General features: G+C 45.8%; 28 protein-coding genes and 1 tRNA gene. 15 read left to right on the plus strand and 14 right to left on the minus strand.

Features of this window, described 5'->3' with window-relative positions:
* Positions 1-53: 53 nt before the first annotated feature.
* Complete coding sequence (locus tag ICN49_RS05985) at positions 54-1,100, plus strand: transporter family protein (protein ID WP_216166750.1); 1,047 nt, start codon at positions 54-56, stop codon at positions 1,098-1,100.
* On the opposite strand, the gene ICN49_RS05990 is transcribed toward ICN49_RS05985, so the two are convergent.
* Entirely contained in the window at positions 1,101-1,604 is a 504-nt protein-coding gene (locus ICN49_RS05990) for a peroxiredoxin family protein (RefSeq protein WP_216166752.1), read from the minus strand. It lies immediately after the preceding gene.
* Positions 1,605-1,646: 42 nt separating this feature from the next.
* On the opposite strand from ICN49_RS05990, the gene ICN49_RS05995 reads away from it, so the two are divergent.
* Positions 1,647-2,132, plus strand: coding sequence for a copper chaperone PCu(A)C (locus ICN49_RS05995; protein WP_216166754.1), 486 nt, complete (start codon positions 1,647-1,649; stop codon positions 2,130-2,132).
* An 85-nt stretch (positions 2,133-2,217) separates the two neighbouring features.
* On the opposite strand, the gene ilvD is transcribed toward ICN49_RS05995, so the two are convergent.
* Entirely contained in the window at positions 2,218-3,906 is a 1,689-nt protein-coding gene (ilvD, locus tag ICN49_RS06000; RefSeq protein WP_216166880.1) for a dihydroxy-acid dehydratase, read from the minus strand.
* 240 nt (positions 3,907-4,146) lie between these two features.
* Here ilvD and ICN49_RS06005 point away from each other — a divergent pair, with 240 nt between their 5' ends.
* The gene (locus ICN49_RS06005) at positions 4,147-4,776 is read left to right on the plus strand and encodes a response regulator transcription factor (RefSeq protein WP_216166755.1); all 630 of its coding nucleotides are present in this window, start codon (positions 4,147-4,149) and stop codon (positions 4,774-4,776) included.
* A 129-nt stretch (positions 4,777-4,905) separates the two neighbouring features.
* Positions 4,906-5,895, plus strand: coding sequence for a helix-turn-helix domain-containing protein (locus tag ICN49_RS06010; RefSeq protein ID WP_216166756.1), 990 nt, complete (start codon positions 4,906-4,908; stop codon positions 5,893-5,895).
* Between the two features lie 4 nt (positions 5,896-5,899).
* Here the strand turns inward: ICN49_RS06010 and ICN49_RS06015 are convergent, their stop codons facing one another.
* From ICN49_RS06015 to ppa, 3 genes are all read right to left on the minus strand, one after another.
* Positions 5,900-6,238, minus strand: coding sequence for a P-II family nitrogen regulator (locus tag ICN49_RS06015; protein WP_216166757.1), 339 nt, complete (start codon positions 6,236-6,238; stop codon positions 5,900-5,902).
* An 83-nt stretch (positions 6,239-6,321) separates the two neighbouring features.
* A complete protein-coding gene (locus tag ICN49_RS06020) occupies positions 6,322-7,941 on the minus strand; it encodes an NAD+ synthase (RefSeq protein ID WP_216166758.1) in 1,620 nt (539 codons plus the stop codon).
* A 40-nt stretch (positions 7,942-7,981) separates the two neighbouring features.
* Positions 7,982-8,518, minus strand: coding sequence for an inorganic diphosphatase (gene ppa / locus ICN49_RS06025; protein WP_216166759.1), 537 nt, complete (start codon positions 8,516-8,518; stop codon positions 7,982-7,984).
* Between the two features lie 172 nt (positions 8,519-8,690).
* On the opposite strand from ppa, the gene ICN49_RS06030 reads away from it, so the two are divergent.
* Positions 8,691-10,748: a sodium-translocating pyrophosphatase gene (locus tag ICN49_RS06030; RefSeq protein WP_216166760.1), complete on the plus strand. Its 2,058-nt coding sequence runs from the start codon at positions 8,691-8,693 to the stop codon at positions 10,746-10,748.
* Between the two features lie 91 nt (positions 10,749-10,839).
* On the opposite strand, the gene trxB is transcribed toward ICN49_RS06030, so the two are convergent.
* The gene (gene trxB, locus ICN49_RS06035) at positions 10,840-11,796 is read right to left on the minus strand and encodes a thioredoxin-disulfide reductase (RefSeq protein ID WP_216166761.1); all 957 of its coding nucleotides are present in this window, start codon (positions 11,794-11,796) and stop codon (positions 10,840-10,842) included.
* 39 nt (positions 11,797-11,835) lie between these two features.
* On the opposite strand from trxB, the gene ICN49_RS06040 reads away from it, so the two are divergent.
* The 6 genes from ICN49_RS06040 (at position 11,836) to ICN49_RS06065 (ending at position 17,452) form a co-directional block, all read left to right on the plus strand.
* The gene (locus ICN49_RS06040; RefSeq protein ID WP_216166768.1) at positions 11,836-14,148 is read left to right on the plus strand and encodes a DNA translocase FtsK; all 2,313 of its coding nucleotides are present in this window, start codon (positions 11,836-11,838) and stop codon (positions 14,146-14,148) included.
* A gap of 9 nt (positions 14,149-14,157) precedes the next feature.
* The gene (gene lolA / locus ICN49_RS06045) at positions 14,158-14,856 is read left to right on the plus strand and encodes an outer membrane lipoprotein periplasmic chaperone LolA (RefSeq protein ID WP_216166770.1); all 699 of its coding nucleotides are present in this window, start codon (positions 14,158-14,160) and stop codon (positions 14,854-14,856) included.
* A 43-nt stretch (positions 14,857-14,899) separates the two neighbouring features.
* A complete protein-coding gene (gene serS, locus ICN49_RS06050; RefSeq protein ID WP_216166772.1) occupies positions 14,900-16,210 on the plus strand; it encodes a serine--tRNA ligase in 1,311 nt (436 codons plus the stop codon).
* A gap of 51 nt (positions 16,211-16,261) precedes the next feature.
* A tRNA-Ser gene (locus ICN49_RS06055) sits at positions 16,262-16,351 on the plus strand.
* A gap of 101 nt (positions 16,352-16,452) precedes the next feature.
* Complete coding sequence (locus tag ICN49_RS06060) at positions 16,453-17,028, plus strand: hypothetical protein (RefSeq protein ID WP_216166774.1); 576 nt, start codon at positions 16,453-16,455, stop codon at positions 17,026-17,028.
* A 73-nt stretch (positions 17,029-17,101) separates the two neighbouring features.
* Positions 17,102-17,452 (plus strand): hypothetical protein, encoded by a 351-nt coding sequence (locus tag ICN49_RS06065; RefSeq protein ID WP_216166776.1) that lies wholly within the window; start codon positions 17,102-17,104, stop codon positions 17,450-17,452.
* A gap of 97 nt (positions 17,453-17,549) precedes the next feature.
* On the opposite strand, the gene ICN49_RS06070 is transcribed toward ICN49_RS06065, so the two are convergent.
* The 3 genes from ICN49_RS06070 to ICN49_RS06080 form a co-directional block, all read right to left on the minus strand.
* On the minus strand, positions 17,550-18,017 hold the full coding sequence (locus ICN49_RS06070) for a DUF411 domain-containing protein (protein ID WP_216166778.1): 468 nt from the start codon (positions 18,015-18,017) through the stop codon (positions 17,550-17,552).
* Positions 18,018-18,025: 8 nt separating this feature from the next.
* Positions 18,026-19,192, minus strand: a complete 1,167-nt coding sequence (locus ICN49_RS06075) for an outer membrane protein assembly factor BamB family protein (protein ID WP_216166780.1) — start codon at positions 19,190-19,192, stop codon at positions 18,026-18,028.
* Between the two features lie 103 nt (positions 19,193-19,295).
* Positions 19,296-19,970: a carbonic anhydrase gene (locus ICN49_RS06080; protein ID WP_216166782.1), complete on the minus strand. Its 675-nt coding sequence runs from the start codon at positions 19,968-19,970 to the stop codon at positions 19,296-19,298.
* Positions 19,971-20,079: 109 nt separating this feature from the next.
* On the opposite strand from ICN49_RS06080, the gene thiM reads away from it, so the two are divergent.
* Complete coding sequence (thiM, locus tag ICN49_RS06085; protein ID WP_439650851.1) at positions 20,080-20,916, plus strand: hydroxyethylthiazole kinase; 837 nt, start codon at positions 20,080-20,082, stop codon at positions 20,914-20,916.
* A gap of 161 nt (positions 20,917-21,077) precedes the next feature.
* A complete protein-coding gene (locus ICN49_RS06090; protein WP_216166785.1) occupies positions 21,078-21,860 on the plus strand; it encodes a bestrophin-like domain in 783 nt (260 codons plus the stop codon).
* Positions 21,861-21,923: 63 nt separating this feature from the next.
* On the opposite strand, the gene ICN49_RS06095 is transcribed toward ICN49_RS06090, so the two are convergent.
* Positions 21,924-22,589 carry an alpha/beta hydrolase gene (locus ICN49_RS06095; RefSeq protein ID WP_216166787.1) on the minus strand — a complete coding sequence of 222 codons (666 nt, stop codon included), beginning with the start codon at positions 22,587-22,589 and terminating at the stop codon, positions 21,924-21,926.
* An 81-nt stretch (positions 22,590-22,670) separates the two neighbouring features.
* Here ICN49_RS06095 and ICN49_RS06100 point away from each other — a divergent pair, with 81 nt between their 5' ends.
* The gene (locus ICN49_RS06100) at positions 22,671-22,937 is read left to right on the plus strand and encodes a hypothetical protein (protein ID WP_216166788.1); all 267 of its coding nucleotides are present in this window, start codon (positions 22,671-22,673) and stop codon (positions 22,935-22,937) included.
* A 10-nt stretch (positions 22,938-22,947) separates the two neighbouring features.
* Here ICN49_RS06100 and ICN49_RS06105 read toward each other — a convergent pair whose 3' ends face one another.
* Complete coding sequence (locus ICN49_RS06105) at positions 22,948-23,838, minus strand: hypothetical protein (protein ID WP_216166791.1); 891 nt, start codon at positions 23,836-23,838, stop codon at positions 22,948-22,950.
* A 220-nt stretch (positions 23,839-24,058) separates the two neighbouring features.
* Between ICN49_RS06105 and ICN49_RS06110 the strand changes: the two genes are divergently transcribed.
* On the plus strand, positions 24,059-24,274 hold the full coding sequence (locus tag ICN49_RS06110; protein WP_216166793.1) for an HP1242/YdcH family protein: 216 nt from the start codon (positions 24,059-24,061) through the stop codon (positions 24,272-24,274).
* Here ICN49_RS06110 and ICN49_RS06115 read toward each other — a convergent pair whose 3' ends face one another.
* Genes ICN49_RS06115 through ICN49_RS06125 form a run of 3 tightly spaced genes read right to left on the minus strand, consistent with a single transcriptional unit; the run spans position 24,275 to position 26,545 of the window.
* Positions 24,275-24,622 carry a zinc ribbon domain-containing protein YjdM gene (locus ICN49_RS06115; protein ID WP_216166795.1) on the minus strand — a complete coding sequence of 116 codons (348 nt, stop codon included), beginning with the start codon at positions 24,620-24,622 and terminating at the stop codon, positions 24,275-24,277.
* Positions 24,623-24,664: 42 nt separating this feature from the next.
* Positions 24,665-25,654, minus strand: coding sequence for a Bug family tripartite tricarboxylate transporter substrate binding protein (locus ICN49_RS06120; protein WP_216166796.1), 990 nt, complete (start codon positions 25,652-25,654; stop codon positions 24,665-24,667).
* 15 nt (positions 25,655-25,669) lie between these two features.
* Positions 25,670-26,545 carry a fumarylacetoacetate hydrolase family protein gene (locus ICN49_RS06125; RefSeq protein WP_216166797.1) on the minus strand — a complete coding sequence of 292 codons (876 nt, stop codon included), beginning with the start codon at positions 26,543-26,545 and terminating at the stop codon, positions 25,670-25,672.
* Positions 26,546-26,586 lie beyond the last annotated feature (41 nt).

Below are 26,586 nucleotides of genomic sequence, written 5' to 3' on the forward strand. Positions count from 1 at the left end.
ATTTGGTAACAAGGCAATACACCACGTTACCGTTAAATTGTGTGGGGTTTTAAATGAAAATAAAGAAAATTGTAGTTGCCATGGCGCTCGTATTGCCAGCAGCAGGTGCAATGGCATGCGCTAGTTGTGGCTGTAGCCTAAACACTGATATTGGTACTCAAGGCATGGGTATGACCGAAGGCTGGACGCTTGATGTTCGCTACGATACGCTCAACCAAAATAAATTGCGCTATGGCACGAAGAGTATTTCTCAATCTCAGGCAGCCAACACACCAAATCCAAAGACGGGGCAAAACGCAGAGGTAGAGGGGTATACCCAAAACAATTATTTAACAGCTTCATTAGATTACAACGATGGTGAGAGCTGGGGTGTAACTGGAGTATTGCCATACATCATGCGTAACCACAGTACGTTTGGTGTCTATGATGGAAGTGGGGATCTTCCACCAGCCCCTGGTGAAGGAGCATATAGCTCTAAAACCGCCGGCATTGGAGATATGAAAATCATTGGCCGTTATTTTGGCTTTGCGGAGCAAAAGGATTGGGGATTCCAGTTTGGCGTGAAGTTGCCAACCGGCAGCAGAAATCAAACCGGCACATTAGCCGTTGGAGGCCCAGTTGCGGTAGACCCTGGTCTTCAGGCTGGTACTGGCTCCACCGATTTAATTGCAGGTATATACAAATTTGGCTTTATCAATGACTTAGAAAATTGGGGCTACTTTGCACAGGCGCAATATCAAGCTGCTGTAATGGTCCAGTCAATTCCTGGATCTTTGGTTGGCGTGAATGACAACCCAGGCGGAACATACAGACCTGGAAATGCAGCTAATGTGAATGTGGGTGTGAACTACCAAGGCTTTGAGAAGTGGGTGCCAACCCTGCAGCTGAATGTTTTGAATAAAACTGCTGATAGTGGAACGGCTGCAGATACTTGGGCAACCGGTGGCACCTTGGCTTATCTCACTCCTGGCGTACTGTATCGCTTGACCGAAAAAACCCAAGTGTATGCAAACGTCCAGTTACCTGTTTATCAGAACGTCAACGGTATTCAGTTGACCCCGTCTTATATTGCATCTATGGGGGTGAGAGTCTTTTTCTGATTAATGGCCTGATAAAAGCGGGGTGACAATTTCTTCAAGAAGTTTGGTGTCGACTGTTGGATCTCCAGTGAGCCCATTTTTTCTGAGGATACCCTGCTTATCAATAATGAATGTACTTGGTATGCGCCAGATTCTGCCGTAGCCTGAGTAGTTGATTTGTTTTTTATCTGCAGACAGAAAGGAATAGTTTTGCATGATCTTTTGGGCTTGTTCAATGTCTGATGGTTTATCCATCGTGATAGCGAGCACCTCAAAACCCTTACTTTTATTTTTCTTGAGATAGGCTTCGATGATAGGCATTTCTTCTCTGCAGGGTTCGCACCAACTGGCCCAAAAGTTGACTAAAACAACTTTACCCTTATGGGCCTGAAGGGAGAATGGCTTGCCATCTAAAAGAGTTCCCTCTATATTGGGTGCAACTTGCCCAAGCTCAATAGCAGCAAATACTGCATTGCACATGCAGGCTGTCAGCAAGGCAAAAAGTAGGGCGCGGTATCGATGCATTGCGATCAGTATTTCATGAAAATCAATTTACAGGAGAAGGTAATGATAAATAGTAATAAAGCGAAGAGTAGAAAAGTATTAGCATTCGGTATATTGACCGCGGTCTTTGCATTGAGCACTGCTGTTTACGCCCAGACAGCTAAAGTCGGGAGTTTGCAGATTGACAATGCCTATACCCGTGCTACTGCTCCTGGCCAGCAAGTGGCCGGTGGTTTTATGAAGATTGAGAACAAAGGCGCTGCCGATCAGTTGATTTCAGCAAGCTCTCCTGCTGCTGGTGAAGTGCAACTTCATGAAATGGCCATGGAAGGCAATGTTATGAAAATGCGTCAACTGAAAGATATTCCTGTGCCTGCTGGCGGCGCTGTTGAATTAAAACCGGGCGGATTACATTTGATGTTTATGAACATCAAGACTCCTTTGGCTGCTGGTGAAACCGTTCCAGTAAAGTTAAAGTTTGCCAAGGCTGGTGAAGTTGAAGTGAAATTTCCAGTCAATGCTATGGGTGCTGGAGCGATGAAACACTAGACGCTCTTTAATATTTGGCATTAAAAAAGCCCCTAGAGTTTTCTAGGGGCTTTTTGTTTTCTGCTTTTGATTTTAGTTTGGATGTTTAGTCTAAATTCAAATCCGTTACCGCACCTTTGCTGGCTGTACTAGCCAGACGCGCGTACTTGGCAAGCAAGCCACGGGTGTAGCGTGGCTTTGGTTGCACCCAGGTTGAACGACGCTTAGCAATTTCTTCATCACTTACATTGAGCTGGATGAGCAGTTTGTGGGCATCAATCGTCACTGAGTCACCTTCATGAATCAGGGCAATTACGCCGCCAACATAGGCTTCTGGAGCGACGTGACCAACTACCATGCCCCAAGTACCACCAGAGAAACGGCCATCGGTAATGAGGCCTACAGACTCTCCTAGGCCTTGTCCTACTAGGGCGGAGGTAGGGGCCAGCATCTCGCGCATTCCAGGTCCACCTTTGGGTCCTTCGTAGCGAATGATGACCACGTCACCGTCTTTAATTTTCTGCTCCATGATGGCTTGCATTGCATCATCTTCAGAATCAAACACACGGGCTGGGCCGGTAATAGATGGATTCTTGAGACCGGTAATTTTGGCCACACAGCCTTCTGGTGAGATATTGCCTTTCAGAATAGCCAAGTGACCCTGTTTGTACATTGGGTTATCCATAGTGCGAATGACCTTTTGATCTGCACGTGGCACTGATGGGACATCTTTTAATACTTCTGCAATTGTCTGTCCAGTAATAGTGATGCAATCACCATGCAAGAGGCCGGCATCTAATAAAATCTTCATGACTTGTGGAATGCCGCCAGCTTGATGTAAGTCAGTTGCTAAGTAGGTGCCAGAGGGTTTCATATCAACAAGGACGGGAACTTGTTTGCGAATGCGCTCAAAGTCATCAATCGTCCAATCAATCTCAGCAGCGCTAGTAATAGCGAGGTAATGCAAGACAGCGTTAGTAGAGCCACCAACGGCCATGATGACGCTGACAGCATTCTCAATGGATTTCTTGGTAATGATGTCGCGTGGGCGTAAGTTATTTTTAATGGCTTCCACTAAGACGCGTGCTGATTCTGCAGCGCTAGCGACTTTTTCTGCATCTTCGTTAGCCATCGTTGAAGAGTAGGGCAGGCTCATGCCTAAAGCTTCGAAAGACGAACTCATCGTATTGGCTGTATACATTCCGCCGCAAGAGCCACTACCAGGACAGGCGTGCTGTTCAACACCCTTCAGATCTTCTTCATTCATTCTGCCGGAAGTAAATTCTCCAACAGCTTCAAAAGCGGAAACGATATTGAGTTCTTTCCCTTTAAAGTGGCCTGGTTTGATCGTGCCACCATAAACATAGATTGCTGGAACGTTAGTGCGCGCAATCGCCATCATGCCGCCTGGCATATTTTTATCGCAACCACCGATCACGACAACACCATCTTGCCAAAGACCGTTCACGCAAGTCTCAATACTGTCGGCGATCACTTCACGAGAAACTAAGGAGTACTTCATGCCTTCGGTTCCCATGCCAATACCATCAGAGACGGTAGGCGTGCCAAACATTTGCGCTTTAGCGCCAGCTTCTTCTAGCGCCGCAACTGCAGCGTCTGTTAATTTTTGTAAGCCACTGTTGCAGGGCGTAATCGTTGAGTGACCGTTGGCAACACCAACCATGGGCTTGGTGAAATCCTTTTCTTGGTAACCCATCGCGTAATACATTGACCGGTTGGGTGCGCGAGCAACTCCTTCGGTGACATTGCGCGAGCGTTCATTGAGGCGTTTCATGCGGTAATTACTCCAGAAAAGGGATTTGTCGAAAGGCTCTATTGTGCCGTGAGAAAGGGCTTGCTGTACCCCACGTAGATCAAGATGCTTCTCGTTTAAATATTGCACTGCAATATTTAATGACTTAAAAAGTACCTATTTCTTTGATATTGTTGAGTAAATATTAGCTATAAGGCTAATATCCTTCAAAAAACAACTGCAGTACATTGGCACATCTATTAATTTTTTTCTTTGAATTCAATGACCAAATCTGCCGGCCATATCTATTTAATTGATGATGACGAATCTATGCGGACCTCATTGACCAGAATGTTGCGTGAAGTTGGTTATATGGTTGAAGACCACTCGTCTGCACTGACATTTTTAGAAAAGTCTATTCCGGTTTCACCTGCTGTGATCTTGCTCGATATGCAGATGCCAGACATGACTGGGCTCGATCTTCAGGAGAAATTGCTGCAATTAGGGCGTAAAACGCCGATTGTGTTTGTTAGCGGCCAGAGCCACCCCCATCAGATTGTTAAAGGCCTGAAGAAGGGCGCATTGGATTTTCTCTTCAAACCCTTTAACTTGGAAGACTTGCTCAAAGCAGTTGCAGAGGCAATAGATTTTGATCGACGTCAACTCAAGCGCGTTTCCCAGGATGTGGAAACTAAGAAGGACTACGCAAACCTCACTCCACGTGAGAAGGAGGTTTGCTCATGGCTGGTCCAAGGCCTTCTCAATAAGGATATCGCCGTAAAACTGGGTACTACCGATGCGACGATCAAGGTTCATAAAGCAAGGGTAATGGACAAAATGCACGTTGATTCGGTGCAAACATTGGTTAAGAAGTTCCTTGAATCTGATTTGGGTGACCTAGAGCTGGACTAATCAGAAGTTAGCTCTTAGGTGAATTGGTGTAATGGTAGATAAGTACTAATATCCGTATTAGCATTAATATTTCAAGCTAGAACAATGGCTTGCACATTAAGCTGGCAATATATTTTTGAGACTGAGTAAGTGAATCCAAAATCTAAGCTGCCCGAGATTCGAAATGGGGCCTTTACTAAGGCCCGGGAAAAGCTTGGTTTAAGTATTAAAGATTTGGCAGGTCAAGCATGTCTTTCTAAGCACCAAATAGAGCAAATTGAAAATGGTGAAATGGGTTCCTTCTATGGCGCTCAGATTAAAGTGACTGCCGCTAAAAAAGTAGCAAAGCTTTTAGGGCTCAGTGAAGAAGATGCATTCAATCACGGCGAAGTTGTCGAACTCAAAAAAGAAATCGCTGCGATACCAGAAGAGCCTAAAAAATTAGTGGTGGCGGAGACAAAACAAAACCAAGAGCCAGAGCAAAAACAAAACATCAAAGTAACTCCAGTAAAGGCGGCCTTTACTTTTTCTGCTCTTGGGGCATCGAACCTAAAACAGCCTCCAAAGAAGCGCCTCTTTATTTGGCTCAGTTTGATTGCGGTAGTAGTGTTTTCTGTTGTGAACTTGCGCCCACTTTTTTTCCCCGAAAAGCCAGAAGAAATCATTGTTGTTAAAGAGGAAATTGTTGAGCAACCTATTGTCGATGCAAAAGTTTCTGAGACCGTTCCCGCCCCTACCTCAGCGCCTGTCATAGCCGCTGCCCCTGTGCCAGCCCAGGTTGCCAATGATGTTCCTGCAAATGCAGAGGCTTGCCCCGTAGCAGATGCAATAGTGCCAAGTTACAAACCTTTGTCACCTAGAAAGCCAGCTGATCTGGTCTATGTGCAGGCCAAAACAAAGCAGGTCGTTTGCGTAGTGGATGCTTCAGGTAAGACTCAAAATAAAACAATCGATCCCAATTTGGGGGCATCTTTTTATGGAACTCCACCCTTTAAGGTTTTGAGCTCAGGGCTCACCCAGGTGGATGTCTATTTTCAGGGAGCTAAAGTGCGCCCTGCAAACTTAGATGGTAAAACCATTTTGTTGGAGGCGGGTGACATCAGTCAGCCCGCGGCCCCTACGGATTCTGGGTTCCGCTAACTTCTTAAACAGCTGATTCGTTGGTTTCACCAGTACGAATGCGAATAGCCTGCTCAATTGGGCTAACAAAAATCTTGCCATCTCCAATTTTGCCAGTGTGAGCAGCTTTTGTAATCGCTTCAATCGCAGCATCAACGAGATTGCCGGGTACGACTACTTCCACTTTTACTTTAGGCAAAAAGTCGACGACGTATTCGGCACCGCGATAGAGCTCGGTATGCCCCTTTTGACGTCCAAAGCCCTTTACTTCAGTAACGGTAAGGCCGGTAACGCCCACTTCCGCCAAAGCTTCACGAACTTCATCCAGTTTGAACGGTTTAATGATTGATGTAATGAGTTTCATGTAATTCCCCTTAATCCAGTAATCATACCTAGAACTGACCCACTTGCCAAAAAGAAGGCGCCTGAGCCTCTATTTAGCTATATTTAGGCTCTAAAGCGAGATGTAATAGGGTAGCGCCAATCGCGGCCAAAGGCACGCGTAGTGACCCTCACGCCAGGCGGCGCTTGGCGACGCTTGTATTCATTGAGTTTAATGAGGCGAGTGACCTTTTCAACACTTTCAGGATCAAAGCCGGCGGCAATGATTTGCTCGATGGATTGATTCTGTTCCATATAGCGCTCAACGATCCCATCGAGCACTTCATAAGAGGGAAGACTATCCTGGTCTTTTTGGTCAGGGCGTAATTCAGCCGAAGGGGCACGCGTCAGAATGCGCTCCGGAATGATTGGAGCAATGCTATTGCGATAGGCGCACAAGCGATAGACCAGCGTTTTGGCAATATCTTTGATCACCGCAAAGCCACCGGCCATATCGCCGTAAAGAGTGCAGTAACCAACGGCCATTTCACTCTTGTTGCCAGTAGTTAAGACCAGGCGACCTGTTTTATTAGAGAGTGCCATCAGTAGGGTGCCACGCACACGCGCCTGAATATTTTCTTCAGTGGCATCGATCTTTAAGCCTTTAAATTGCTCGGCCAGGGCTTTCTCAAAGGCATCTACAGGCTCGCTAATCGGAATTTCGTCATATTGAACATTCAAGTTCTTAGCCATCTCGCGTGCATCAATCCAAGAGATATCAGCGGTGTAACGGGAGGCCATCATGACAGTGCGTACCTTGTCTGCACCTAAGGCATCGACTGCAATCGCTAATACCAAAGCGGAGTCAACGCCACCAGATAAACCAATGATGACGCCAGAAAAACCATTTTTTTGAATATAGTCACGCACGCCCAACACAAGCGCTTGATAGGCTTGAGCTTCAACGCTCAGTAGTGAAGTGATCAATCCTTTTTCTAACTCACCTTGGCTGTCAAGATTGACAAAGCCAAGTGCACTTTCAAATTGCGGCATAGCCATTGCTAGCTCGCCTTTGGAATCGAGTGCGAATGAACCACCATCAAAGACCAACTCATCTTGACCGCCAACTGCATTCACATAGACGAGTGGCATTTTGGTCAGAGCAATATGCTGACGCAACACTTCAATGCGTAAAGCTTCCTTTTGCAAATGGTAAGGAGAGGCATTGGGTACGAGTAGCACTTGAGCGCCTGCGCTATGGGCCTGTTTTGCAGGACCTGCGTGCCACGCATCTTCACATAGAATCAGCCCATATTGAATGCCATCGCATTCGAAGACACAAGCTTGATTGCCGGGAACGAAGTAGCGGACTTCATCAAACACTTCGTGATTAGGCAACTCTTGTTTTGCGTAGCCCGCAATCACTTTGCCATCACGCAGGACGGAGGCGAAGTTTTGTAAACCAGCGGATGTTTTTTGAGGGTGACCCACAATGACAGTAAGACCCGGCAAGCTTGCAAGCTCCAACATCAATGTATTGAGTTGCTGCTGAGCCGCTTCAATAAATGCGGGGCGCAACAATAGATCTTCTGGGGGGTAGCCAGTGAGCGAGAGTTCAGGCGTTAATACGAGTTTAGCGCCTTGCGCATAAGCATCTAAGGCAGCCTTGTGAATGAGCTGCGCATTGCCAGCCAAGTCCCCCAGTAACGGGTTCATTTGGACTAGGGCAATTTTCTGCGAGCTCACTTCGAATTACAAAGCCTTTGATAATAAATACAGGTACGAATTACTGATGTGCTTTGTTGTAACGTTCGATGCCTTCCAGAATTTCTGTATGGGCATCAGCAACACCAAACCAACCATTTATTTTTACCCACTTACCTGGCTCAAGATCTTTGTAGTGCTCAAAGAAATGTTGGATTTGGTTTAAACGTAATGGGTTGATATCTTCTGGTTTTTGCCAATGTGTGTAGATTGGCAAAATTTTATCTTCTGGAACGGCCAACAATTTTGCATCTTGACCGGCTTCATCTTCCATCTTCAGTAGGCCAATTGCACGGCAACTGACTACAACACCTGGAATAAGTGGGAATGGGGTGATCACGAGAACGTCAACCGGATCTCCATCGCCAGCAATCGTCTTATTGATGTAGCCATAGTTGCAGGGATAGTGCATTGCAGTACCCATGAATCGGTCAACGAAAATAGCGCCACTTTCTTTATCCACCTCATACTTGATTGGATCCGCATTCATTGGGATTTCAATGATGACGTTGAAGCTTTCAGGGATCTTTTTACCTGGTTTGACGTTGTCAAGACTCATACATACTCCGAATAGTGATTGGTAAATACCCTGATCCTAGTAAGGGCCCAGAGTAGCGATTCTGCTACATACTTATAAAGCTTATTGACTCTAGTTTAAAGCTTTCAGAAACCAGATCTGCATAGGCGCTAGAAACAAAACATTAAAAAATTAAATTTTAGGGAGTTCAAGCATGAGTAACGTCACTTTAGGCTTGTATTTTGCCTTGGCTTGTGGTGTCCTGGCCGTGATTTACGGTTTTGTGATGCGCGGCTGGATTTTGAGGCAAGATGCCGGTAATGCCAAGATGCAAGAAATTGCAGGGGCAATTCAGCAGGGCGCAGCAGCTTATTTATCGCGCCAATATAAAACCATCGCCGTTGTCGGAGTCGTTCTGACAATCTTAATAGCCCTCTTTTTGGACTATGCAACTGCACTTGGGTTTGTCGTTGGCTCTGTGCTTTCTGGAGCTTGCGGTTTTATTGGGATGAATGTCTCCGTAAAAGCAAACGTGCGTACTGCACAGGCTGCAACTAAGGGCATGAATGAAGCCTTGAACGTTGCCTTTAAAGGTGGTGCGATTACCGGGATGTTGGTTGTCGGCCTTGGACTGCTCGGAGTTGGACTCTTCTTTATGTTCTTGGTATCGATTGGTGCCGGACAAGATCTCTCATCGGTATTGCACCCATTGATTGGTTTGGCTTTTGGTTCTTCATTGATTTCGATCTTCGCTCGTTTGGGCGGCGGCATCTTTACCAAGGGCGCTGACGTTGGTGCTGACTTGGTCGGTAAAGTTGAAGCCGGAATTCCGGAAGATGATCCACGTAATCCAGCTGTGATTGCAGATAACGTTGGCGATAACGTCGGTGACTGCGCTGGTATGGCGGCTGACTTATTTGAAACCTATGCTGTGACTTTGATTGCCACGATGGTGCTAGGTGCATTAATGGTGACAGGTGCGCCGGTTGCTGCGATTGTTTACCCATTGGTTTTAGGTGGCGTCTCTATCATTGCCTCCATCATTGGTTGCTCATTTGTAAAAGCAACACCTGGTATGAAAAACGTGATGCCAGCCTTATATAAAGGCTTGATTGTTGCTGGCGGACTTTCACTCATCGCTTTCTACTTTGTAACCAACTTCATCATGCCTGATGACGCTTTGGGCATCCCTGGTAGTCAGTGGCGTTTGTTCGGTGCCACCATTGTTGGCTTGGTACTGACTGCAGCATTGGTATGGATTACCGAGTACTACACCGGCACACAGTTCAAGCCAGTACAACATATTGCTGAAGCTTCTACCAAAGGCCACGGTACCAACATCATTGCTGGTTTAGGCATCTCCATGAAGTCGACTGCTTATCCGGTGATATTTGTTTGTGCTGCTATCTATGCGGCTTATTGGTTAGCTGGCATCTACGGTATTGCGATTGCAGCAACTGCCATGTTATCGATGGCTGGTATTGTTGTGGCCCTTGATGCTTACGGCCCAATTACTGATAACGCAGGCGGTATTGCAGAGATGGCTGGATTGCCACAAGCTGTTCGTGACATTACAGATCCATTGGATGCTGTTGGTAACACCACCAAGGCTGTGACTAAGGGCTATGCCATTGGTTCCGCCGGTTTAGCAGCCTTAGTGCTTTTTGCTGACTACACCCATGCACTGGAATCTATCGGTCAACAAGTTTCTTTTGACTTGTCCAATCATATGGTGATCATCGGCCTCTTTATTGGCGGCATGATCCCTTACTTGTTTGGTGCGATGGCAATGGAAGCGGTAGGTCGTTGTGCAGGCGCAGTGGTTGAGGAAGTGCGTCGTCAGTTCCGCGATATCCCAGGAATCATGGAGGGTACTGCTAAGCCTGAATACGGCAAGGCTGTGGACATGCTGACTTCCGCTGCGATTAAAGAAATGATTGTTCCTTCACTATTACCAGTGGTAGCACCAATCGCTGTAGGTCTCTTACTAGGACCTGCTGCTTTAGGCGGCTTACTCATGGGTACGATCGTGACCGGCTTGTTTGTAGCCATCTCGATGTGTACTGGTGGCGGTGCTTGGGATAACGCCAAGAAATATATCGAAGAAGGAAATTTCGGCGGCAAAGGTTCTGAAGCGCATAAAGCAGCAGTGACTGGTGATACTGTAGGCGATCCCTACAAAGACACTGCCGGCCCAGCTGTTAACCCGCTGATTAAGATCATTAACATCGTGGCATTGCTGATCGTGCCATTGTTGCCAATGGTGCGTTAATGCAATAACAGAGCGGTACAAACAAAAACGCCTAGCAATGCTAGGCGTTTTTGTTTCGGCTTTAACAACATCCGTTACAACTGAGGCCCTCTTAAGGCAGCGACTCTAAGTAACGCTGCGCATCGAGTGCTGCCATGCAGCCAGTGCCTGCACTGGTAATAGCTTGGCGATAGATGTGATCTTGTACGTCGCCCGCTGCAAAGACACCTGGAATGTTGGTAGCAGTCGCATTGCCTTCTAAGCCGGAGTGGGTCTTGAGGTAGCCGTTGTTCATGTCGAGCTGACCGATAAACAATTCGGTATTGGGTTTGTGACCAATTGCAATGAAGGCACCAGTTACAGCAATATCTTCTGTGCTGCCATCTTGTTTCTTGATGCGCACACCAGTGACACCTTTTTCATCTCCAAGCACTTCATCCAGTGTGGAGTTTAGTTTGAGCTCTACTTTGCCTTCAGCAACTTTTGCCATTAAGCGGTCATTCAAAATTGGCTCAGCACGGAACTTGTCGCGACGATGAATGACGATAACCTTTTTGGCAATACCAGTGAGGTAGAGCGCTTCTTCAACTGCAGTGTTGCCACCACCTACTACGCAAACATCTTGGTTTTTATAAAAGAATCCATCGCAAGTTGCGCAACCAGAAACACCGCGACCCATAAAAGCTTCTTCACTTGGTAAGCCAATGTATTGCGCCGAGGCCCCAGTAGAAATAATCAAGGCATCACAGGTATAGGTGCCAGAATCGCCAACTAAGCGTATTGGCTTTTCTGTCAGAGCTGCCGTATGAATGTGATCAAAAATGATTTCAGTATTAAAGCGCTCAGCGTGCTTTAGGAAGCGTTCCATGAGTTCTGGACCTTGAACCCCATCAGGGTCTGCCGGCCAGTTTTCAACGTCTGTAGTGGTCATTAATTGACCTCCTTGAGCCAATCCCGTGATGAGGGTAGGCTGCAAATTAGCGCGGGCAGCATAAACAGCGGCTGTATAGCCGGCAGGGCCAGATCCGAGGATCAGGACTTTGGAGTGTTTTAGGGTATTTGTCGTCATCCCCAAATTATAGATTTGCTTGTTTACAATCGGGAGAACATGGCGAGAACTGTATACCCGAAGTCCAAGACTCCACTAAGCCCCCAGCCCCCAGAACTTGATGGGCAGGGCAGGATGCCCCGCCTTCTCCTAGAGGCTCGCTGGTTTATCTCCCTCGGCCTTTGCTTGGCTTTATTTGCCATTTTGGCCACCTATTCCAAGGCTGATCCAGCCTGGTCTCATGCTAGTTTTGAGGCTCCTAAGAACCTGGGCGGTCGTTTTGGGGCCTATATTGCCGATTTAATGCTCTATATCTTCGGGATATCTGCTTTTTGGTGGGTTGCCATCTTTGGTCGTCGGGTTCTTAATGGCTGGCGTGAGCTTTGGAGTATTCCTTTGCCCGCCGACCCAGAGGCCAAGCCTGATTCATTTTTAATGCGCTGGCTAGGTTTTGGATTGACCTTGGTCAGCAGTATGGGCTTAGAGTCAATTCGTCTGCATTCACTTGGCTGGCAGCTTCCACGTCCCCCTGGCGGTATTTTGGGTGAATTGATTGGCGATCCCCTGCAGATGTCTTTGGGCTTTACTGGCGCCACATTAGTACTGTTGTTTGGGCTTTGTGCAGGGCTTTCTTTATTTCTGCACTTTTCATGGCTCGATGTCGCTGAAAAAGTAGGGCGTTACCTCGAATTGGCTTACATGCGTTTGCGTGAGCGTCGTGAGAGCGAAGAAGACCGCAAGCTTGGTGAAGCCGCGGCTGAAGAGCGTGAAGAATACGTAGAAGAATTCCGGGGGCGCGTTGAGGTTGCTGCTCCAGTACAAATTGTGCGTGCCCCAGTAGAGATTGTTAAGAGTGCCCGGGTTGAGCGTGAAAAGCAGCAACCTTTGTTTGTGGATATTCCGGATTCAGAGTTACCACCCTTGGCCTTGCTTGATCCAGTTCCCGAAGTAAAAGAAACCATTTCTGCCGATGTGCTGGAATTTACCTCTCGTTTAATTGAGCGTAAGCTGGCCGAGTTTGGTGTTCAGGTGGTGGTCATTGCCGCCTACCCTGGCCCAGTGGTAACGCGTTATGAGATTGATCCTGCGGTTGGCGTGAAGGGCAGTCAGATTGTGAATCTGTCGCGCGACTTAGCTCGCTCACTTGGTGTTGTGAGTATGCGCGTTGTGGAAACTATCCCTGGCAAAACATGTATGGCTTTGGAATTACCAAACCCAACTCGTCAGTCTGTTTACCTCTCTGAGATTCTGACTTCACAGGTTTATAACGATAACCATTCCTTGCTAACGCTAGCTTTGGGTAAAGATATTTCTGGCAGTCCAATGGTTGCCGACTTGGCGAAGATGCCACATTGTTTAGTCGCAGGTACAACTGGCGCTGGTAAGTCGGTTGGTATCAATGCCATGATTTTGTCGATGCTGTTTAAGGCTAAGCCTGATGAAGTGCGCTTGATCATGATTGATCCGAAGATGCTTGAGATGGCAATGTACGACAAGATTCCGCATTTGTTGTGCCCAGTGGTTACAGACATGAAGCAGGCATATAACGCGCTCAATTGGGCGGTCAATGAGATGGAGCGTCGCTACAAACTGATGAGTAAGTTTGGCGTACGTAACCTTGCTGGCTTTAATAAGAAAATTTTAGAGGCCGAAGAAAAAGGTGAAAGACTCACCAATCCATTTAGCTTGACGCCAGACGATCCAGAGCCAATCTATAAAGCCCCTGTGATTGTGATTGTGATCGACGAGCTTGCTGACTTGATGATGGTTCAAGGTAAGAAGATTGAAGAGTTGATCGCACGGATCGCCCAGAAGGCCCGTGCTGCAGGCATTCATTTGGTATTAGCAACACAACGTCCAAGCGTGGATGTGATTACTGGCTTGATTAAAGCCAACGTACCAACACGTATTTCGTTTCAAGTGAGCAGCAAGATTGATAGTCGTACGATTTTGGATCAACAGGGCGCTGAAGCTTTGTTGGGTATGGGTGACATGTTGTACATGGCCCCAGGTACTGGTTTGCCAGTGCGCGTACATGGCGCCTTTGTATCAGATGATGAAGTACATCGCGTGGTCGAGTGGCTTAAAGAAAAAGGCGAAGCCAATTATATTGATGGTGTGCTTGAAGGCGCCGATGAATCCACTATGGATGCCTTGACAGGTGAGGGTGGTGGCGAAGCAGACCCACTTTACGATCAGGCCGTGGCAATCGTTCTGGATAACAAGCGTCCTTCAATCTCACTAGTACAACGTCATCTGCGCATTGGTTATAACCGTGCGGCCCGCTTGCTGGAAGATATGGAAAAAGCTGGCCTCGTATCCAAAATGGGCAACGGCGGTAACCGCGAAATTCTGCATCGCCCATCAGAGTAAGGTTTCATTTTGCAAAGACTCTTCTTAGTGCGTGCGATTACAGTCGTAGTCAGCATATTCATTTTATTTTCTCCAAGTATTGGTATTGCTGCTGATGCAGATAGTGGGGCCGAGCAGCTAAGGCAATTCGTACGGAACTCTAAAACTGCAGAAGGTGACTTTGTACAACAACAGTTACGCGCACCCAAAGCTAACGAGCCACAAGATAAGGGTTTGAAAGTAGTGCGTCAAACTCAAGGTCACTTTGCCTTTCAAAGGCCAGGCCGTTTTGTTTGGGATACCCAAAAACCATTTGAGCAAAAGCTGATTGCCGATGGCAAGCAGTTAATTCTGTGGGACAAGGATTTAAACCAAGCAACTTTTAGACCTGCAGGACAAGCATTAGCCTCCACCCCAGCTGCCATTCTGTTTGGGGAATCTTCCTTGGATCAACATTTTGATCTCATCGACGGTGAAGATCGCCTGGGTATGAAATGGGTGGCACTTACCCCCAAAAAAGATCCCAATACCAAGGGTGGTAATGATCTGCCTTATACAAAAATCTCTATAGGTATGGCCAATGGCCTACCCAAGGCGCTTGAGTTAATGGATGGCTTGGGAAGTGTGGTTCTAGTGACTTTGGATAAGATCCAGCTAAACGTGACTTTGCCTGCAAATCGTTTTAATTTCACCCCACCGGTAGGGGCTGAAGTCTTACGCTTAAACTAGAGCTAATAATCCCAATTTAGTAAGTACCCAACCTGAGCAACATATGATTGATCCACAATTACTCCGTAAAGATATCGCCGCCGTTGCTGCGCGCTTAGCTACTCGTAAATTTCAGCTCGACGTTGAGAAATTCAACACGCTTGAGTCTGAACGCAAGTCTTTACAAACCCGTACCGAAGAATTGCAAGCTAAACGTAACCAATTGGCAAAAGCCATTGGCATGAAAAAAGGCAGGGGCGAAGATGCTGCTACTGAGATGACAGAGGCAAGTCAGATCAACGTTGACATGGAATCAGGCGCAGTACGCTTAGCCATTTTGCAGGCAGAGATTTCTGATTTCTTGATGGGCATTCCTAATCTGCCAGATGAGTCTGTGCCAACTGGCAAAGATGAAACCGAGAACAAAGAAGTGAAGCGTTGGGGTAGTGAGCCTATCTTTGATTTTGAGATTAAAGATCACGTAGACCTTGGCGGCCCCTTGGGATTGGATTTTGAAGTTGCAGCCAAGATTAGTGGCTCACGATTTGTGGTGCTCAAAGGACCTATCGCAAGACTACATCGCGCCTTAGCGCAGTTTATGCTCGACACTCATACAACGCAGCATGATTATCAAGAGATCTATGCACCTTATATGGTGAATGCTGCTTCGATGCGTGGCACTGGACAGTTGCCCAAGTTCGAAGAGGATCTCTTTAAAGTTCCCCGTCAAATGGGTGGGGAAGATGAGGGCGGCGAAGCTAAAACTGAAAACTTCTATCTCATACCAACAGCAGAAGTACCAGTGACAAACTTGGTGCGTGATGAGATTGTGAATGCCGATAACTTACCTATGAAGTTTGTAGCGCATACACCTTGCTTCCGTTCTGAGGCAGGTAGTTATGGGCGCGATGTACGCGGCATGATTCGTCAGCACCAATTTGACAAAGTAGAGTTAGTGCAAATCACGAAGCCAGAGCATTCGATGCAGGCATTAGAAGATTTAACAGGCCATGCAGAGAAGATTCTAGAATTACTTGAATTGCCTTACAGAAAAGTATTACTCTGCACTGGCGACATGGGTTTTGGTAGTACCAAGACTTATGACCTAGAAGTATGGGTGCCGTCACAAAAAGCCTATCGTGAGATTAGCTCTTGCTCCAGCATGGGTGACTTCCAGGCTCGTCGTATGCAAGCCAGATTCAAAGCGGGCCAAGGTAAGCCAGAATTAGTGCACACCTTAAACGGTTCAGGTCTTGCAGTAGGTAGAGCACTTGTAGCCCTGATTGAGAATAAGCAACAAGTCGATGGCAGTATCTCCATTCCCAAAGCTCTGCAACCCTATCTCGGTGGTTTGGATACTCTCAAGCCGATCTAGACAGAGTAATCAAGAAATAGCGATCCCAAAGCTATAATTGCCCTTCGGTTCGGAGAGGTGGCAGAGTGGTCGAATGTACCTGACTCGAAATCAGGCGTAGGGTCAAACCTACCGTGGGTTCGAATCCCACCCTCTCCGCCATGCCAATTTAGTCACTTGATCCCTTTTAACCCTTGGGGCAAGTACTTAGATATTCATTTCTAATATTTGTAATAATGGTTCAAAGCAGGAATGAATAAAAATTGATTGAATATAAAAAAAACCTCGTTGAGATTCTTGCCTCGTTTGCACTCTACTGGAGCATGGCTTCGATTCTTTACTTTATTCCAGCATTAAAGAGCGGGCCGCTCACGTACTATCTATTTCTTCCTGCAGCAATGAAGTTATTTGCGATATTAATTGTTAGATGGCGTGCGGTGATTGGGGTTTCGTTGGCAGTTTTTTCTCGGTTGGAGCTAGTTGCCCCCGATGAACCTATGATGAGTTGGTTAATTGTTGCCGTGTTTTCTACGCTAGCCATATACCTTGTTATTGAGCTTTCATTGAAGTTGCTCAGAATTAACAGGGATTTATCAAACTTAAAATACCTTCAAGTGGTGATTTTGGCGCTTTTGGCCAGCCTTACCAATGGCTTTACTTTTTCGTTTGGAGTTAGCCACCTGACAGATATGCGGGTCGGCGAAAATATATTTCACGGCGGTTTTTTGGCTGGTGTAGGCAGTTTTGCAGGCAATGCTTTGGTCGTTTGCCTCTTGGTATTGATATTGAAGCATAAAACAAGCATCTTAAATTTAATCAATACTATGAAAAAAAGCTAGCCTATACAGATACGTCAGGTAATATGCTTATATTAAATCTAGAACTAGGGACCACCCTGATCATGAGACAAAAATGACTACTATGAACCAATCTTCGTATATACGCTTCCTGAATTGCATTGATGCACTAGAAGAAAAAGGCGGCGTAAAAAAATTGGATGCAATTGAAACCCAGCTACTTGACTGGGTCATGATGACTGACGCACAAGGTTGTGAAATTTTAGTTGGCGATTTATTGCTGCTGAGTCATATTGGTTCGCAGGCTACTTTGCATGGACGTGTACAAAAACTGATCAAATTGGGTTACGTAAAGCAGGCCCTGGATTCAGTAGATGGTAGAAAAAAGAAAATCCTCCCAACAAAGCTGGCGATAAAGCGCTATGAAATGCTATCCAAGCTTTTAGAAAAAGCTATCACTGCGTAGCAGATAAAGTGAGGCCTTCTTTCGGGGCTTTGCAGGGACCTCATCAAACGCTTGAGTATTTGGATTGGGTCGTTACAGAGTTAGTTAATAGACAACTTTAGCCGTAACGGTGATATAGCTTTGCTTGCCCATTCTTTGCAATAGCCAAGACATCATAGGGATCTTTCCTACCCTTGTATTCAGGGCCATCCATGCCGGGAGATCCAACAGGCATTCCAGGAACTGCTAGCCCTGCAATATTAGGCCTTTCCTTTAAAACCCGAGCAACATCTCTCGCGGGTACATGGCCCTCAAAAGCATAACCATCAATCAGAGCTGTATGGCAGGAACCATATTGAATATCAACACCCAATTTCTTTCTAGCTACATCATTGCCATCATCATGGACTTTGCCAAGGGTAAAACCATTTTTAGTCATGTAGTTTACCCAGTCATGACAACAACCACATGTTGGCGATTTCCAAATTTCAATAGTTGTTTGATTGCTGGTCGCCATGGCGAGATCCATGGGCAGTAAGCAGGTCAATAATCCCTTGAGTATCTGTCGACGGTCAATGTTCTGCATTTTTTGCCTTATTTCTGAAGAGCTGCTTTCCAGTCCCTAAATACATCTAGGTCAACTCCATCGGGATAGTTGAGCAGTCCCTGGGTATATCCCTTTTTACCTTTTTCACCATATTGCCAAATGATTTCCTTCGTTTTGCGATCAACCACGATAACCCTGTCATTGAGGTCATCTACGATTAAAACATCGCCTGTATCTGGGAGCTCTCTAGCGATCGAAGAATGGTCTAAGACGCCATCTCCTTCCTTGGCAAAATACTCCCAAGTAATTTTTCTGGTGAGTGGATCAAAAATAACTACTCTTCCTGGTTTCCAGAAGTCAGCAACGATGATTTGTTTGCCATCAACCGTTGGAAAGGCATCGGAAGGGTAGCGAATATTCGGAGCCTTAACGCTCCACACCACCTTACCTTCTCTGGTAATGCGGGAGATCCATGAGTCAGTAATTTCTGTGATGAGAATATCGCCATTCTCCATTGGGGTTGCGCCGTTTGGATGGGCTAATTCGTAAGGAGGATTGTGTTTGCATTTCCCCGGTGTACCCCATTGAGAAACAGTTGAATTATCTTTGGGATCAATAATTAGCACACGGCAATTGCGAATATCAGCGGTTATGAATTTTCCATCAGCGAGTAAGTGTGCATCGTCAGGGTAGTTGAGTAAGCCTGGACCGCTGCCACGTCTGTCTGGAATACCATAAGTCCAAGCAAGCACTTTCTTTTCATAATCCACAATATGGACATCAAAGTTATCTTCTTCGCTCACAGCCAGTTGCTTGCCATCAGGGGAGAAGTTCACATCCTCATTCCCGCGATAGGCTTTAATGCTGGGTGATGGGAATTCCCAAATAATTTTCTTGTTTGGGGCAATTTCAATTAAGCGGTTATTGCGTCGATCGGCAATCACAATGGGATAAGGCAAAGGCTTGCCCCAGGAGGCTACTGGTTTTTGACGATTGCCAGTGATCACTGGAATAGGGGGCAAAACAGCGCCACTGGATACGACTCCTGCGCCCAGCATTTCTGGGGTAACTTGCACTTCAACGCCTGCTGGATTACCAGCCTTAGCGACCTTGGTTTCTGCTTTGCTGTGTATAGGCGTCAATCCAAGACAAAGAAAGACGGCAACCCAATATAAATCAGAGGTCTTGGGAAATGCTGCAATTTTGGTATGCATGAGAATCCTTAGTCAAAACACGAGGTGTTGATTTGATTATTGAGGACTTATGCGCTTGAGGATTTGATCTATCGCAACTCGATGACGGATTCTCAATATTGCTTTACATGCTTTCTAGAATCGGGCGCTGATTGACGGGTTGTGCTGCGCGGGCATTATCAGAAAAAGATTTTTTGTAAACAGCTAACTGTTCAGTGGATACAGAAATAGGTTCTTTTAAGATAAGCCATTCGACTCCTTCGGTGCAAGGGGGCGCTGTTAGAGAGCCCATATAACGGTAATAGCCCTTACTCACAGGGAGTAAGCCATTGACATTAATTGATGTACTTTGAATGGCTTGATTAGGGCCCACTTGTTTGGGAATATTGCTTAAGAGGGTATCGAAAGTTTTATTCGAATCGCCCACGCGAAATAGCACAACTAAGGCTAGTAGTTGCCCGCTCGAACTTTTATGTAGAAAGTGAGCGCCCATCGGGAAGGTCTCACCGGAAATTTGGTCTCCAGCTGGGGTATGAAAATGCACCTGAGAAAGAGTGTAGATTTGTTTGCCAAGCTTGAGCTGGCTGTGGTTATTTAGTCTTACGCGCAAGGTATGCCCATCATTGGCAATGACTAATGGTGAAGTCAGGTAGGTAAATTCTAGAGCGGGAAGTTTTTGCTTTTGGGTTGAGGTGATGTTGATGGGTGATTGCAGGCGGCCAGTATTACAGGTATTTGCTAGGCAAGAGAATGACACTGAGGCACAGAGCGGTAACAACAATCGAGTAATGAGTCGCATATCCTTACATTACCTCAAATATGGCCGCATGATAATTTGTAAGGAGTTATTGATTTAAAACAAATCGCCAGTTACTTCTTAGCCCTACATTACATAGATTTACGGGGCAATGATGAAGCATCAATTGACAGCAGAACAATTGTGGGAAGATGTTTTAAGCGTACGCACACAGTCCCCGCTAGTTCACAGTATTACGAACTTGGTTGTCATGAATTTCAATGCCAATATGCTGCTAGCCTTGGGTGCTTCCCCAATCATGGCGCATGCCATTGAGGAGGTTGAGGAAATGGTGGGCATCTCACAGGCCCTAGTACTCAATATTGGTACTTTAGATGAGGGCTGGGTACGCGCAATGGGTGTGGCTAAAAAATGCGCTCGGGCAAAAGGTGTGCCCGTGACCCTAGATCCCGTCGGCGCTGGGGCGACCTCATATCGAAATCAATGCATCACTGAGTTGATTTCATCTGATCCGCCAAATATCATTCGCGGTAATGCATCTGAAATCATGAGTGTTGCAGGTCTAGCAGTAGTAACAAAAGGAGTTGATAGTTCAGTCAGCTCTGATCACGCTATTGAAGCGGCCATGACTTTGGCTCGACAGATTGATGGGTTTGTTTGTATTTCAGGGCAGACCGATCATGTGATCGACGGCATGGGACGACATGTAAGCCTCTCAAATGGCAGTCAATTAATGACCAAGGTTACGGGAGTAGGTTGCTCCGCTACTGCAATGATTGGTGCATTCTCTGCCGTACAGCCTGATTGGTTCAGGGCTACTGTGGGTGCAATGGCTTATCTGGGGGTGTCCGGAGAAATTGCAGAGCGCACAACAAAGGCCACCGGAGGTGGTTCCGGCAGCTATCAAATCAATCTATTGGATGTGGTGAATTTGCTCGACAGGGAAATGTTTATTAAAACCGTCAACCTGGAATTAACCAAGTACTAAGGCAAGAAGTCTGGGTGTGAAAGTCTGCATTAGGGTTATGGATGTCGCCTGACTAGCAAATTCAGGTAAATAAGCTTCGCGGGTTCATTAAGACTTTTTATTGAGGCCGAATTGGTAATTCAGATAATATCTAGCGATAATTACTGAATCGGAAATAATCCATGCCCAGCTTTATCTATCGATTTTCAAATCTAGCGATTATGGTGTTTTTTATCATCTTAATTACTACGGTAATGAACTACCTTCCAAAACTGCTTCAATTACTTCCCTTCATGGATCCTAGTGACGAGAGTACAAAATTAGGTCAGTCCTTATTTTCACCAATTGCTTCTAGTGCAGGCCTGCTGATAGGTTTTTTATTAAATCAGGCGCAAACCAATTTTCGTGAAGTTGAGATGATAGTTTCTTCAGAGGCGGGCAGAATAAATAACCTTGATAGGCTTCTACTTCGATTTGGAAGTGAACAGGCTTTAGGTATTCGCCTCAAAATAAGGGCATATATTGAGTCAATCATTCAGGATGAGTGGCCCGATCTCAGGGAAGGTAGGGGTAGCAGTAAAACGCATATGATTTGGCGATCAATTTCTCAAGATGTATTTCAGCTTGACCCACAAACTCCAAAACAGCTTGCCTTATATTCAGACATTATTAAAAAATCTGAGGAAATTTCTGAAAGTCGCGAGATGAGAATTGATAGATCAGAAAAACATTTACCTGCATTATTTTGGGTTGTTATTTTTCTTTGTCTTGGAACACTTATGGGCGTCAATACTTTATTTTTACCTTCCGATCATTTCGTATTCGGTTTAACCATTCTTCCAATAGCATTTGGGGGATTGATTTCCTTATTAGTAATAACGGATAGACCTTTTAGAGGGCAAAATGCCATCACCTCCTCTGCGTTAGGTAAGGTGCTGGCATCAATCAAAACTAGAAATATATAGGGCGGCAACCCTCTTCCAGGGCATCAAAACAGAGAAAGGTTTAGTAAAACCGTCAGCCCGGAGTTAACTTAGTACTAAGGTTAAGAATCTAGAAATATCCGTTAGCTCATCTGGGTGGAGTGAGTGCTCCATGGGGTAGGTATTCCAATCCACTTGATAGCTCAGCTTTTCCAATACATCAACAGATGCTTCGGCGCGTTCCGGAATCACAACAGCATCCCAAATTCCGTGAGCCATAAAAATAGGCGTGTCCTGATTGGCGGCGCTTCTTTCCGTTGCTAATGATGTTGCTAGTGGTAAGTAGCCTGATAGCGCCATGATCCCTGCCAACTTGTGCGGGAAACGCAGACCTACCTGTAAGGACATGGCGCATCCTTGTGAGAATCCAGCCAAGACAATGTTTTCATAGGCAATGCCACGGGTAGCTTCGCGCTCAATCAGGGCGGTGATGGCTGCAGCAGATTTCTGTATACCAGATACATCTTGGCGATCGGTGAGATCTCTACCGGTGATGTCATACCAGGCTGGCATAACATAGCCACCGTTTACAGTAACCGCCATGCTGGGTGCGCTTGGGAAAACAAACCGAATTGCTGGACAATCTGTCAGTTTGAGCTGAGGAATAATAGGTACAAAGTCGTTTCCGTCAGCGCCTAGGCCATGGAGCCAGATTACTGAAGCGCTTGGATTGGGTGCAGTTTCTATTTCAATGCAGGGAAGAGTAGTCATATGTATTTAATGGTTAATTGCCAAAACGAATATTAAAGCTCCGTTAATATAGGCTTACAGCACCCACGGAGTAGTGTATTCATGAATAAAAATTATCTTACTGTAATTGCTATTGTTGGCCTCAGTCTTGCGGCTTGCGGAACCCCACCTAGTCAGTTTGGCGTCTATCGACAGTCTGATGGAACTATTGGGGTGCACTCTCCGAAATCAGCCACAGAAGAGGAGTCTCACGATGCGGCTGTTGAGGAGTGTAAAAAACTAGGAAAGCGAACCGCAACTGTTCTTGAAGGACGTAAAACAGTAAACGACCGCTTTCCTATGACTTACATCTATGCCTGTGGTAATTGATCTTTAGAAATTAGCTAAGCAACCACTTCTTAATCGATTTATCCACACACATTGCATCTAAAGCGATACCAAAGAATTCAGATCCGTTAGTGATCATGCTTTCAATTGCTTCTACCTTGCCAGATTTAATGCCGCGCAAGTAAGTTGCAACACGATATCTGAGGAAATGCTCATCTTCATCTTCTTCATTGGTTGTGGAGCAAATTTCTAGGCTGCCATAACGCGTTTCCGGATTGATATTCAAGATCGCCAAACCTAAAGCGGCAATGAGCTTATCTGGAACGGGGATGGGCACGTAGGAGTAGAGGGATACCAGTCGCTCTTCTTCATCGACTTCAATGATGTGATCAATCTCTAAGGTATCTTGCTCTGTTAATTCTGTTTCACCAGAGTCGCCGCCACCGAAGGTGGATTCAAACTGCAGCATCGCAGTATTGCTGTCTCTGGAGATCTCGATCATGTCAGGGTAGCCAAGCAGGCCTTTCCACCAATACATCAGCGAGAAGGTGCATGGCTTTACTTCTACTAAACCTTCGTCGGTGGATTTGGCAAAGTAAAGACCATAAAATTCATCGTCCGACTCTAGTCCATATTGATCAACCTTGGGTGATTTAATGGAAGCCTTTTTAACTGGCTTCTTAGCCGGTTTTTTGACAGCAGGTTTCTTTGCCGCTACTTTTTTAACTGGTTTCTTAGCAACTGGCTTTTTGGCAGCCACTTTCTTAGGAGAAGCTTTTTTGGCAACTACTTTCTTCGTTGCTGGTTTTTTCACTACCTTTTTCACTACCTTCTTGGCAGGAGCCTTTTTGGCAACTGGCTTTTTGGTAGCTTTTTTTGCAGGGGCTTTTTTTACCACCTTGGTAGCTACTTTCTTTTTTGCTGATAACTTCTTTGTAGCCATGGTTTATTACCCTTCTTTTGGTAGTTATTGTGCATAGTGCACTGTTTGATATTACTGCAATTTATATAAGGATTTGCTGCTTCTATATGAGGGTTTTCCGTGGAATTACAAGTGGGTTGGTGGATTTAGCAAAAAATTGTTTTCAGTACCTTGAAATTGGGTGCTGACTTGCTAAACTGGAACAGTGCAGTTATCGACCACCAACATCTAAAGAGAGTTTATGTTCCCTGAATATCGTGAATTAATTAGTAAGCTAAAAACGTCGGATCGCCATTTTTCACATTTATTTGATAAGCACAATGATTTAGACGCAAAGATTTTGCGCATGGAGTCTCATAAAGAGCCCGCTACCCCTGAGGAAATTGAAACCCTCAAGAAAGAGAAATTACTTTTGAAGGATCAGATCTACGCGACTTTGAAGAAGGCCAGCGCTTAGTTAGGCTTTTTTAAGGAAGCAGGCTTTTAACAGCATATTGCCTGCTTCTGTTTTGCAGTCCACTTCATGATCGCCCGAAACTAGGCGAATACCCTTGATCTTGGTACCAACCTTAAGGGTGGTTGAAGAGCCTTTAACTTTCAGGTCCTTGATGAGGGTAACGGTATCCCCGTCAGCCAGTAAATTGCCATTGGCATCTTTTACGATCAACCCCACTTCAATGTCATCTGCTACTGCAGCCATGGGCCACTCATGCCCGCATTGTGCACAGACAAAATTTTCGCCATCTGGATAGGTCATATCCTCCTGGCAGGCTGGGCATTTAGGTAGGGCGGCTGGAGTGGTCATGTCATTCTTAGTTGAGGTAATGCAATATTTTAAGCGCTTGCATTATTCATCTTTGATATTGGCTGCCTTAACAATTTTTGTCCAGCGCGCCACATCCGCCTTTAAGAAGGCTTGAAATTCTGCTGAGCTTCCACCTACTGGCTCGGCACCTAAATTTTTAATGCTGGTAATGACTTCAGGGTTTGCCAATGCTTTGGTGATAGCAGCATTCAGACGCTTTACCACTGACTCTGGCGTACCTTTGGGGGCAAAGTATCCAACCCATGGAGCCGTGTCCTCAAAGCCCTTAAAGCCAGCTTCGTTCATAGTAGGCACGCCCGGGAAATCTGGACTGCGCGCTTTAGTGCCGGTAGCGAGAACGCGAATGCGATTATTTTTAGCCAACTCTGGAACGCCAACAATCGGGTAGAACATGAAATCGACTCTTCCAGCCATCACGTCCATCAGGGCTGGGCCGTTTCCTTTATAGGGGATGCCAGTCATCTGCAAATGGGCCTCTTCTGCAAACATTTCTGCGGTCAGGTGACCAGAGCTGCCATTGCCTGATATCGCATAGTTAATTACGCCTGGACGTGCTTTAGCTGCTTGCACAACATCATTCACAGTTTTATAGGGTGATTCAGGGCTAGTCACCATCACCATGGGTAAGTTAGCAACTTGTTCAATCGCAACAAAATCTTGCAATGGTTTGTAAACATTCTTCTTGAGAATAGGATTTACGTTGAAATGGAGTGATGCGCAAAACAAGGTGTAGCCATCCGGCGCAGCATTGAGTGCTGCATTCGTAGCAATCATCGAATTGGCACCGGCAATATTTTCCACAATTACAGGCTGCCCTAGATTGAGAGTCATTTCTTTAGCGAGAACTCGCGCAATGATGTCAGTAGGGCCTCCAGCAGTAAATCCAATAATGACTTTAATAGGACGGATCGGATAGTTTGCCGCTGAGTTGCTTTGAGCAAATCCTGAAAGGCTAAAAAAGAAAGCGGCCAAGCAAAGGAAATATTTTATGAGATATTTTTTGGCGTTCATATTTTCTTTCATAAGCTAAGCGATGGTATTAGTCAAAGCATCTAGGTAGGCGATGGATAGCTTGACCTCATCTCCCGGTTTTAACCAAACTGGTGGGTTTCTGAAGGCGCCTATGCCTGCTGGAGTCCCGGTAGCAATAATATCCCCGGGCTCTAAGGTGGTGAATGTGGAAATATATTCAATCTGAAAGTCCACAGGGAAAAGCATATCCCGAGTGTTGCCATGCTGCATGAGTTCACCATTGAGCCAGAGGTTTAACTCTAGTTCCTGGGGATTGGTCAGCTCATCTGCCGTCAAAATATAGGGTCCCAATGGGCAAAACCCATCCATGCTTTTGGCGAAAGTTGTTTGTGGTGGGCTGATATCAAACTGAAACTCTCGGGCGCTGACATCATTCAAGATCGTGTACCCGGCAACATAGTTGAGCGCCTGATCTCTGGAAATATTTTTAGCCCTTCTTCCAATCACTACTGCTAATTCAATTTCAAAATCGAGCTTAGTGACACCGGGGGGTGTATGAATAATGGTATTAGGTCCTGTAATGGAAGATGGAAACTTAGAAATAATGCGGGGTTTCTCAAACGGCTGTACGCCAGTTTCTTTGGCGTGATCGGCATAATTTCTACCCAGGGCAACAATTTTTCCAGGGCGTAACAAGGGCGCCTGAAGTTCCACCTCTGTCAGCGGGATGAAGTTTTTTGTCGACTGAATATATTGATTAAGTTCAGAAAAAAGTGTCTTATTACTTTCTAGCTCTCGCAAAAGCTCAACCATGTTACCCACTGGGTTACATGCTTTTTGGAGGTATGAGGTTAATTCAATAATGTTGGGGTATTGCATGACCCCAATGAGGTATTGATTTGACTTCGTTTTGTAGGTAACCAGTTTCATGGAAATGTAGTCTCGGCACTTATATTTTTATTCCTAAAATA

The organism is Polynucleobacter finlandensis (genome assembly GCF_018881755.1).
GTDB classification, from domain to species: domain Bacteria; phylum Pseudomonadota; class Gammaproteobacteria; order Burkholderiales; family Burkholderiaceae; genus Polynucleobacter; species Polynucleobacter finlandensis.

What these genes read in the sequence shown, in the direction of transcription:
- serS (WP_216166772.1), top strand. Translation starts at nt 14,900, where the DNA reads ATGATTGATCCACAATTACTCCGTAAAGATATCGCCGCCGTTGCTGCG.
- ICN49_RS05995 (WP_216166754.1), top strand. Translation starts at nt 1,647, where the DNA reads ATGATAAATAGTAATAAAGCGAAGAGTAGAAAAGTATTAGCATTCGGT.
- ilvD (WP_216166880.1), bottom strand. Translation starts at nt 3,906, where the DNA reads ATGAAACGCCTCAATGAACGCTCGCGCAATGTCACCGAAGGAGTTGCT.
- ICN49_RS06065 (WP_216166776.1), top strand. Translation starts at nt 17,102, where the DNA reads ATGACTACTATGAACCAATCTTCGTATATACGCTTCCTGAATTGCATT.
- ICN49_RS05990 (WP_216166752.1), bottom strand. Translation starts at nt 1,604, where the DNA reads ATGCATCGATACCGCGCCCTACTTTTTGCCTTGCTGACAGCCTGCATG.
- ICN49_RS06110 (WP_216166793.1), top strand. Translation starts at nt 24,059, where the DNA reads ATGTTCCCTGAATATCGTGAATTAATTAGTAAGCTAAAAACGTCGGAT.
- ICN49_RS06125 (WP_216166797.1), bottom strand. Translation starts at nt 26,545, where the DNA reads ATGAAACTGGTTACCTACAAAACGAAGTCAAATCAATACCTCATTGGG.
- thiM (WP_439650851.1), top strand. Translation starts at nt 20,080, where the DNA reads ATGATGAAGCATCAATTGACAGCAGAACAATTGTGGGAAGATGTTTTA.
- ICN49_RS06115 (WP_216166795.1), bottom strand. Translation starts at nt 24,622, where the DNA reads ATGACCACTCCAGCCGCCCTACCTAAATGCCCAGCCTGCCAGGAGGAT.
- ICN49_RS06015 (WP_216166757.1), bottom strand. Translation starts at nt 6,238, where the DNA reads ATGAAACTCATTACATCAATCATTAAACCGTTCAAACTGGATGAAGTT.
- ICN49_RS05985 (WP_216166750.1), top strand. Translation starts at nt 54, where the DNA reads ATGAAAATAAAGAAAATTGTAGTTGCCATGGCGCTCGTATTGCCAGCA.
- ICN49_RS06030 (WP_216166760.1), top strand. Translation starts at nt 8,691, where the DNA reads ATGAGTAACGTCACTTTAGGCTTGTATTTTGCCTTGGCTTGTGGTGTC.
- ICN49_RS06090 (WP_216166785.1), top strand. Translation starts at nt 21,078, where the DNA reads ATGCCCAGCTTTATCTATCGATTTTCAAATCTAGCGATTATGGTGTTT.
- ICN49_RS06120 (WP_216166796.1), bottom strand. Translation starts at nt 25,654, where the DNA reads ATGAACGCCAAAAAATATCTCATAAAATATTTCCTTTGCTTGGCCGCT.
- ICN49_RS06100 (WP_216166788.1), top strand. Translation starts at nt 22,671, where the DNA reads ATGAATAAAAATTATCTTACTGTAATTGCTATTGTTGGCCTCAGTCTT.
- ICN49_RS06075 (WP_216166780.1), bottom strand. Translation starts at nt 19,192, where the DNA reads ATGCATACCAAAATTGCAGCATTTCCCAAGACCTCTGATTTATATTGG.
- ICN49_RS06070 (WP_216166778.1), bottom strand. Translation starts at nt 18,017, where the DNA reads ATGCAGAACATTGACCGTCGACAGATACTCAAGGGATTATTGACCTGC.
- trxB (WP_216166761.1), bottom strand. Translation starts at nt 11,796, where the DNA reads ATGACGACAAATACCCTAAAACACTCCAAAGTCCTGATCCTCGGATCT.
- ICN49_RS06095 (WP_216166787.1), bottom strand. Translation starts at nt 22,589, where the DNA reads ATGACTACTCTTCCCTGCATTGAAATAGAAACTGCACCCAATCCAAGC.
- ICN49_RS06105 (WP_216166791.1), bottom strand. Translation starts at nt 23,838, where the DNA reads ATGGCTACAAAGAAGTTATCAGCAAAAAAGAAAGTAGCTACCAAGGTG.
- ppa (WP_216166759.1), bottom strand. Translation starts at nt 8,518, where the DNA reads ATGAGTCTTGACAACGTCAAACCAGGTAAAAAGATCCCTGAAAGCTTC.
- ICN49_RS06080 (WP_216166782.1), bottom strand. Translation starts at nt 19,970, where the DNA reads ATGCGACTCATTACTCGATTGTTGTTACCGCTCTGTGCCTCAGTGTCA.
- ICN49_RS06040 (WP_216166768.1), top strand. Translation starts at nt 11,836, where the DNA reads ATGGCGAGAACTGTATACCCGAAGTCCAAGACTCCACTAAGCCCCCAG.
- ICN49_RS06005 (WP_216166755.1), top strand. Translation starts at nt 4,147, where the DNA reads ATGACCAAATCTGCCGGCCATATCTATTTAATTGATGATGACGAATCT.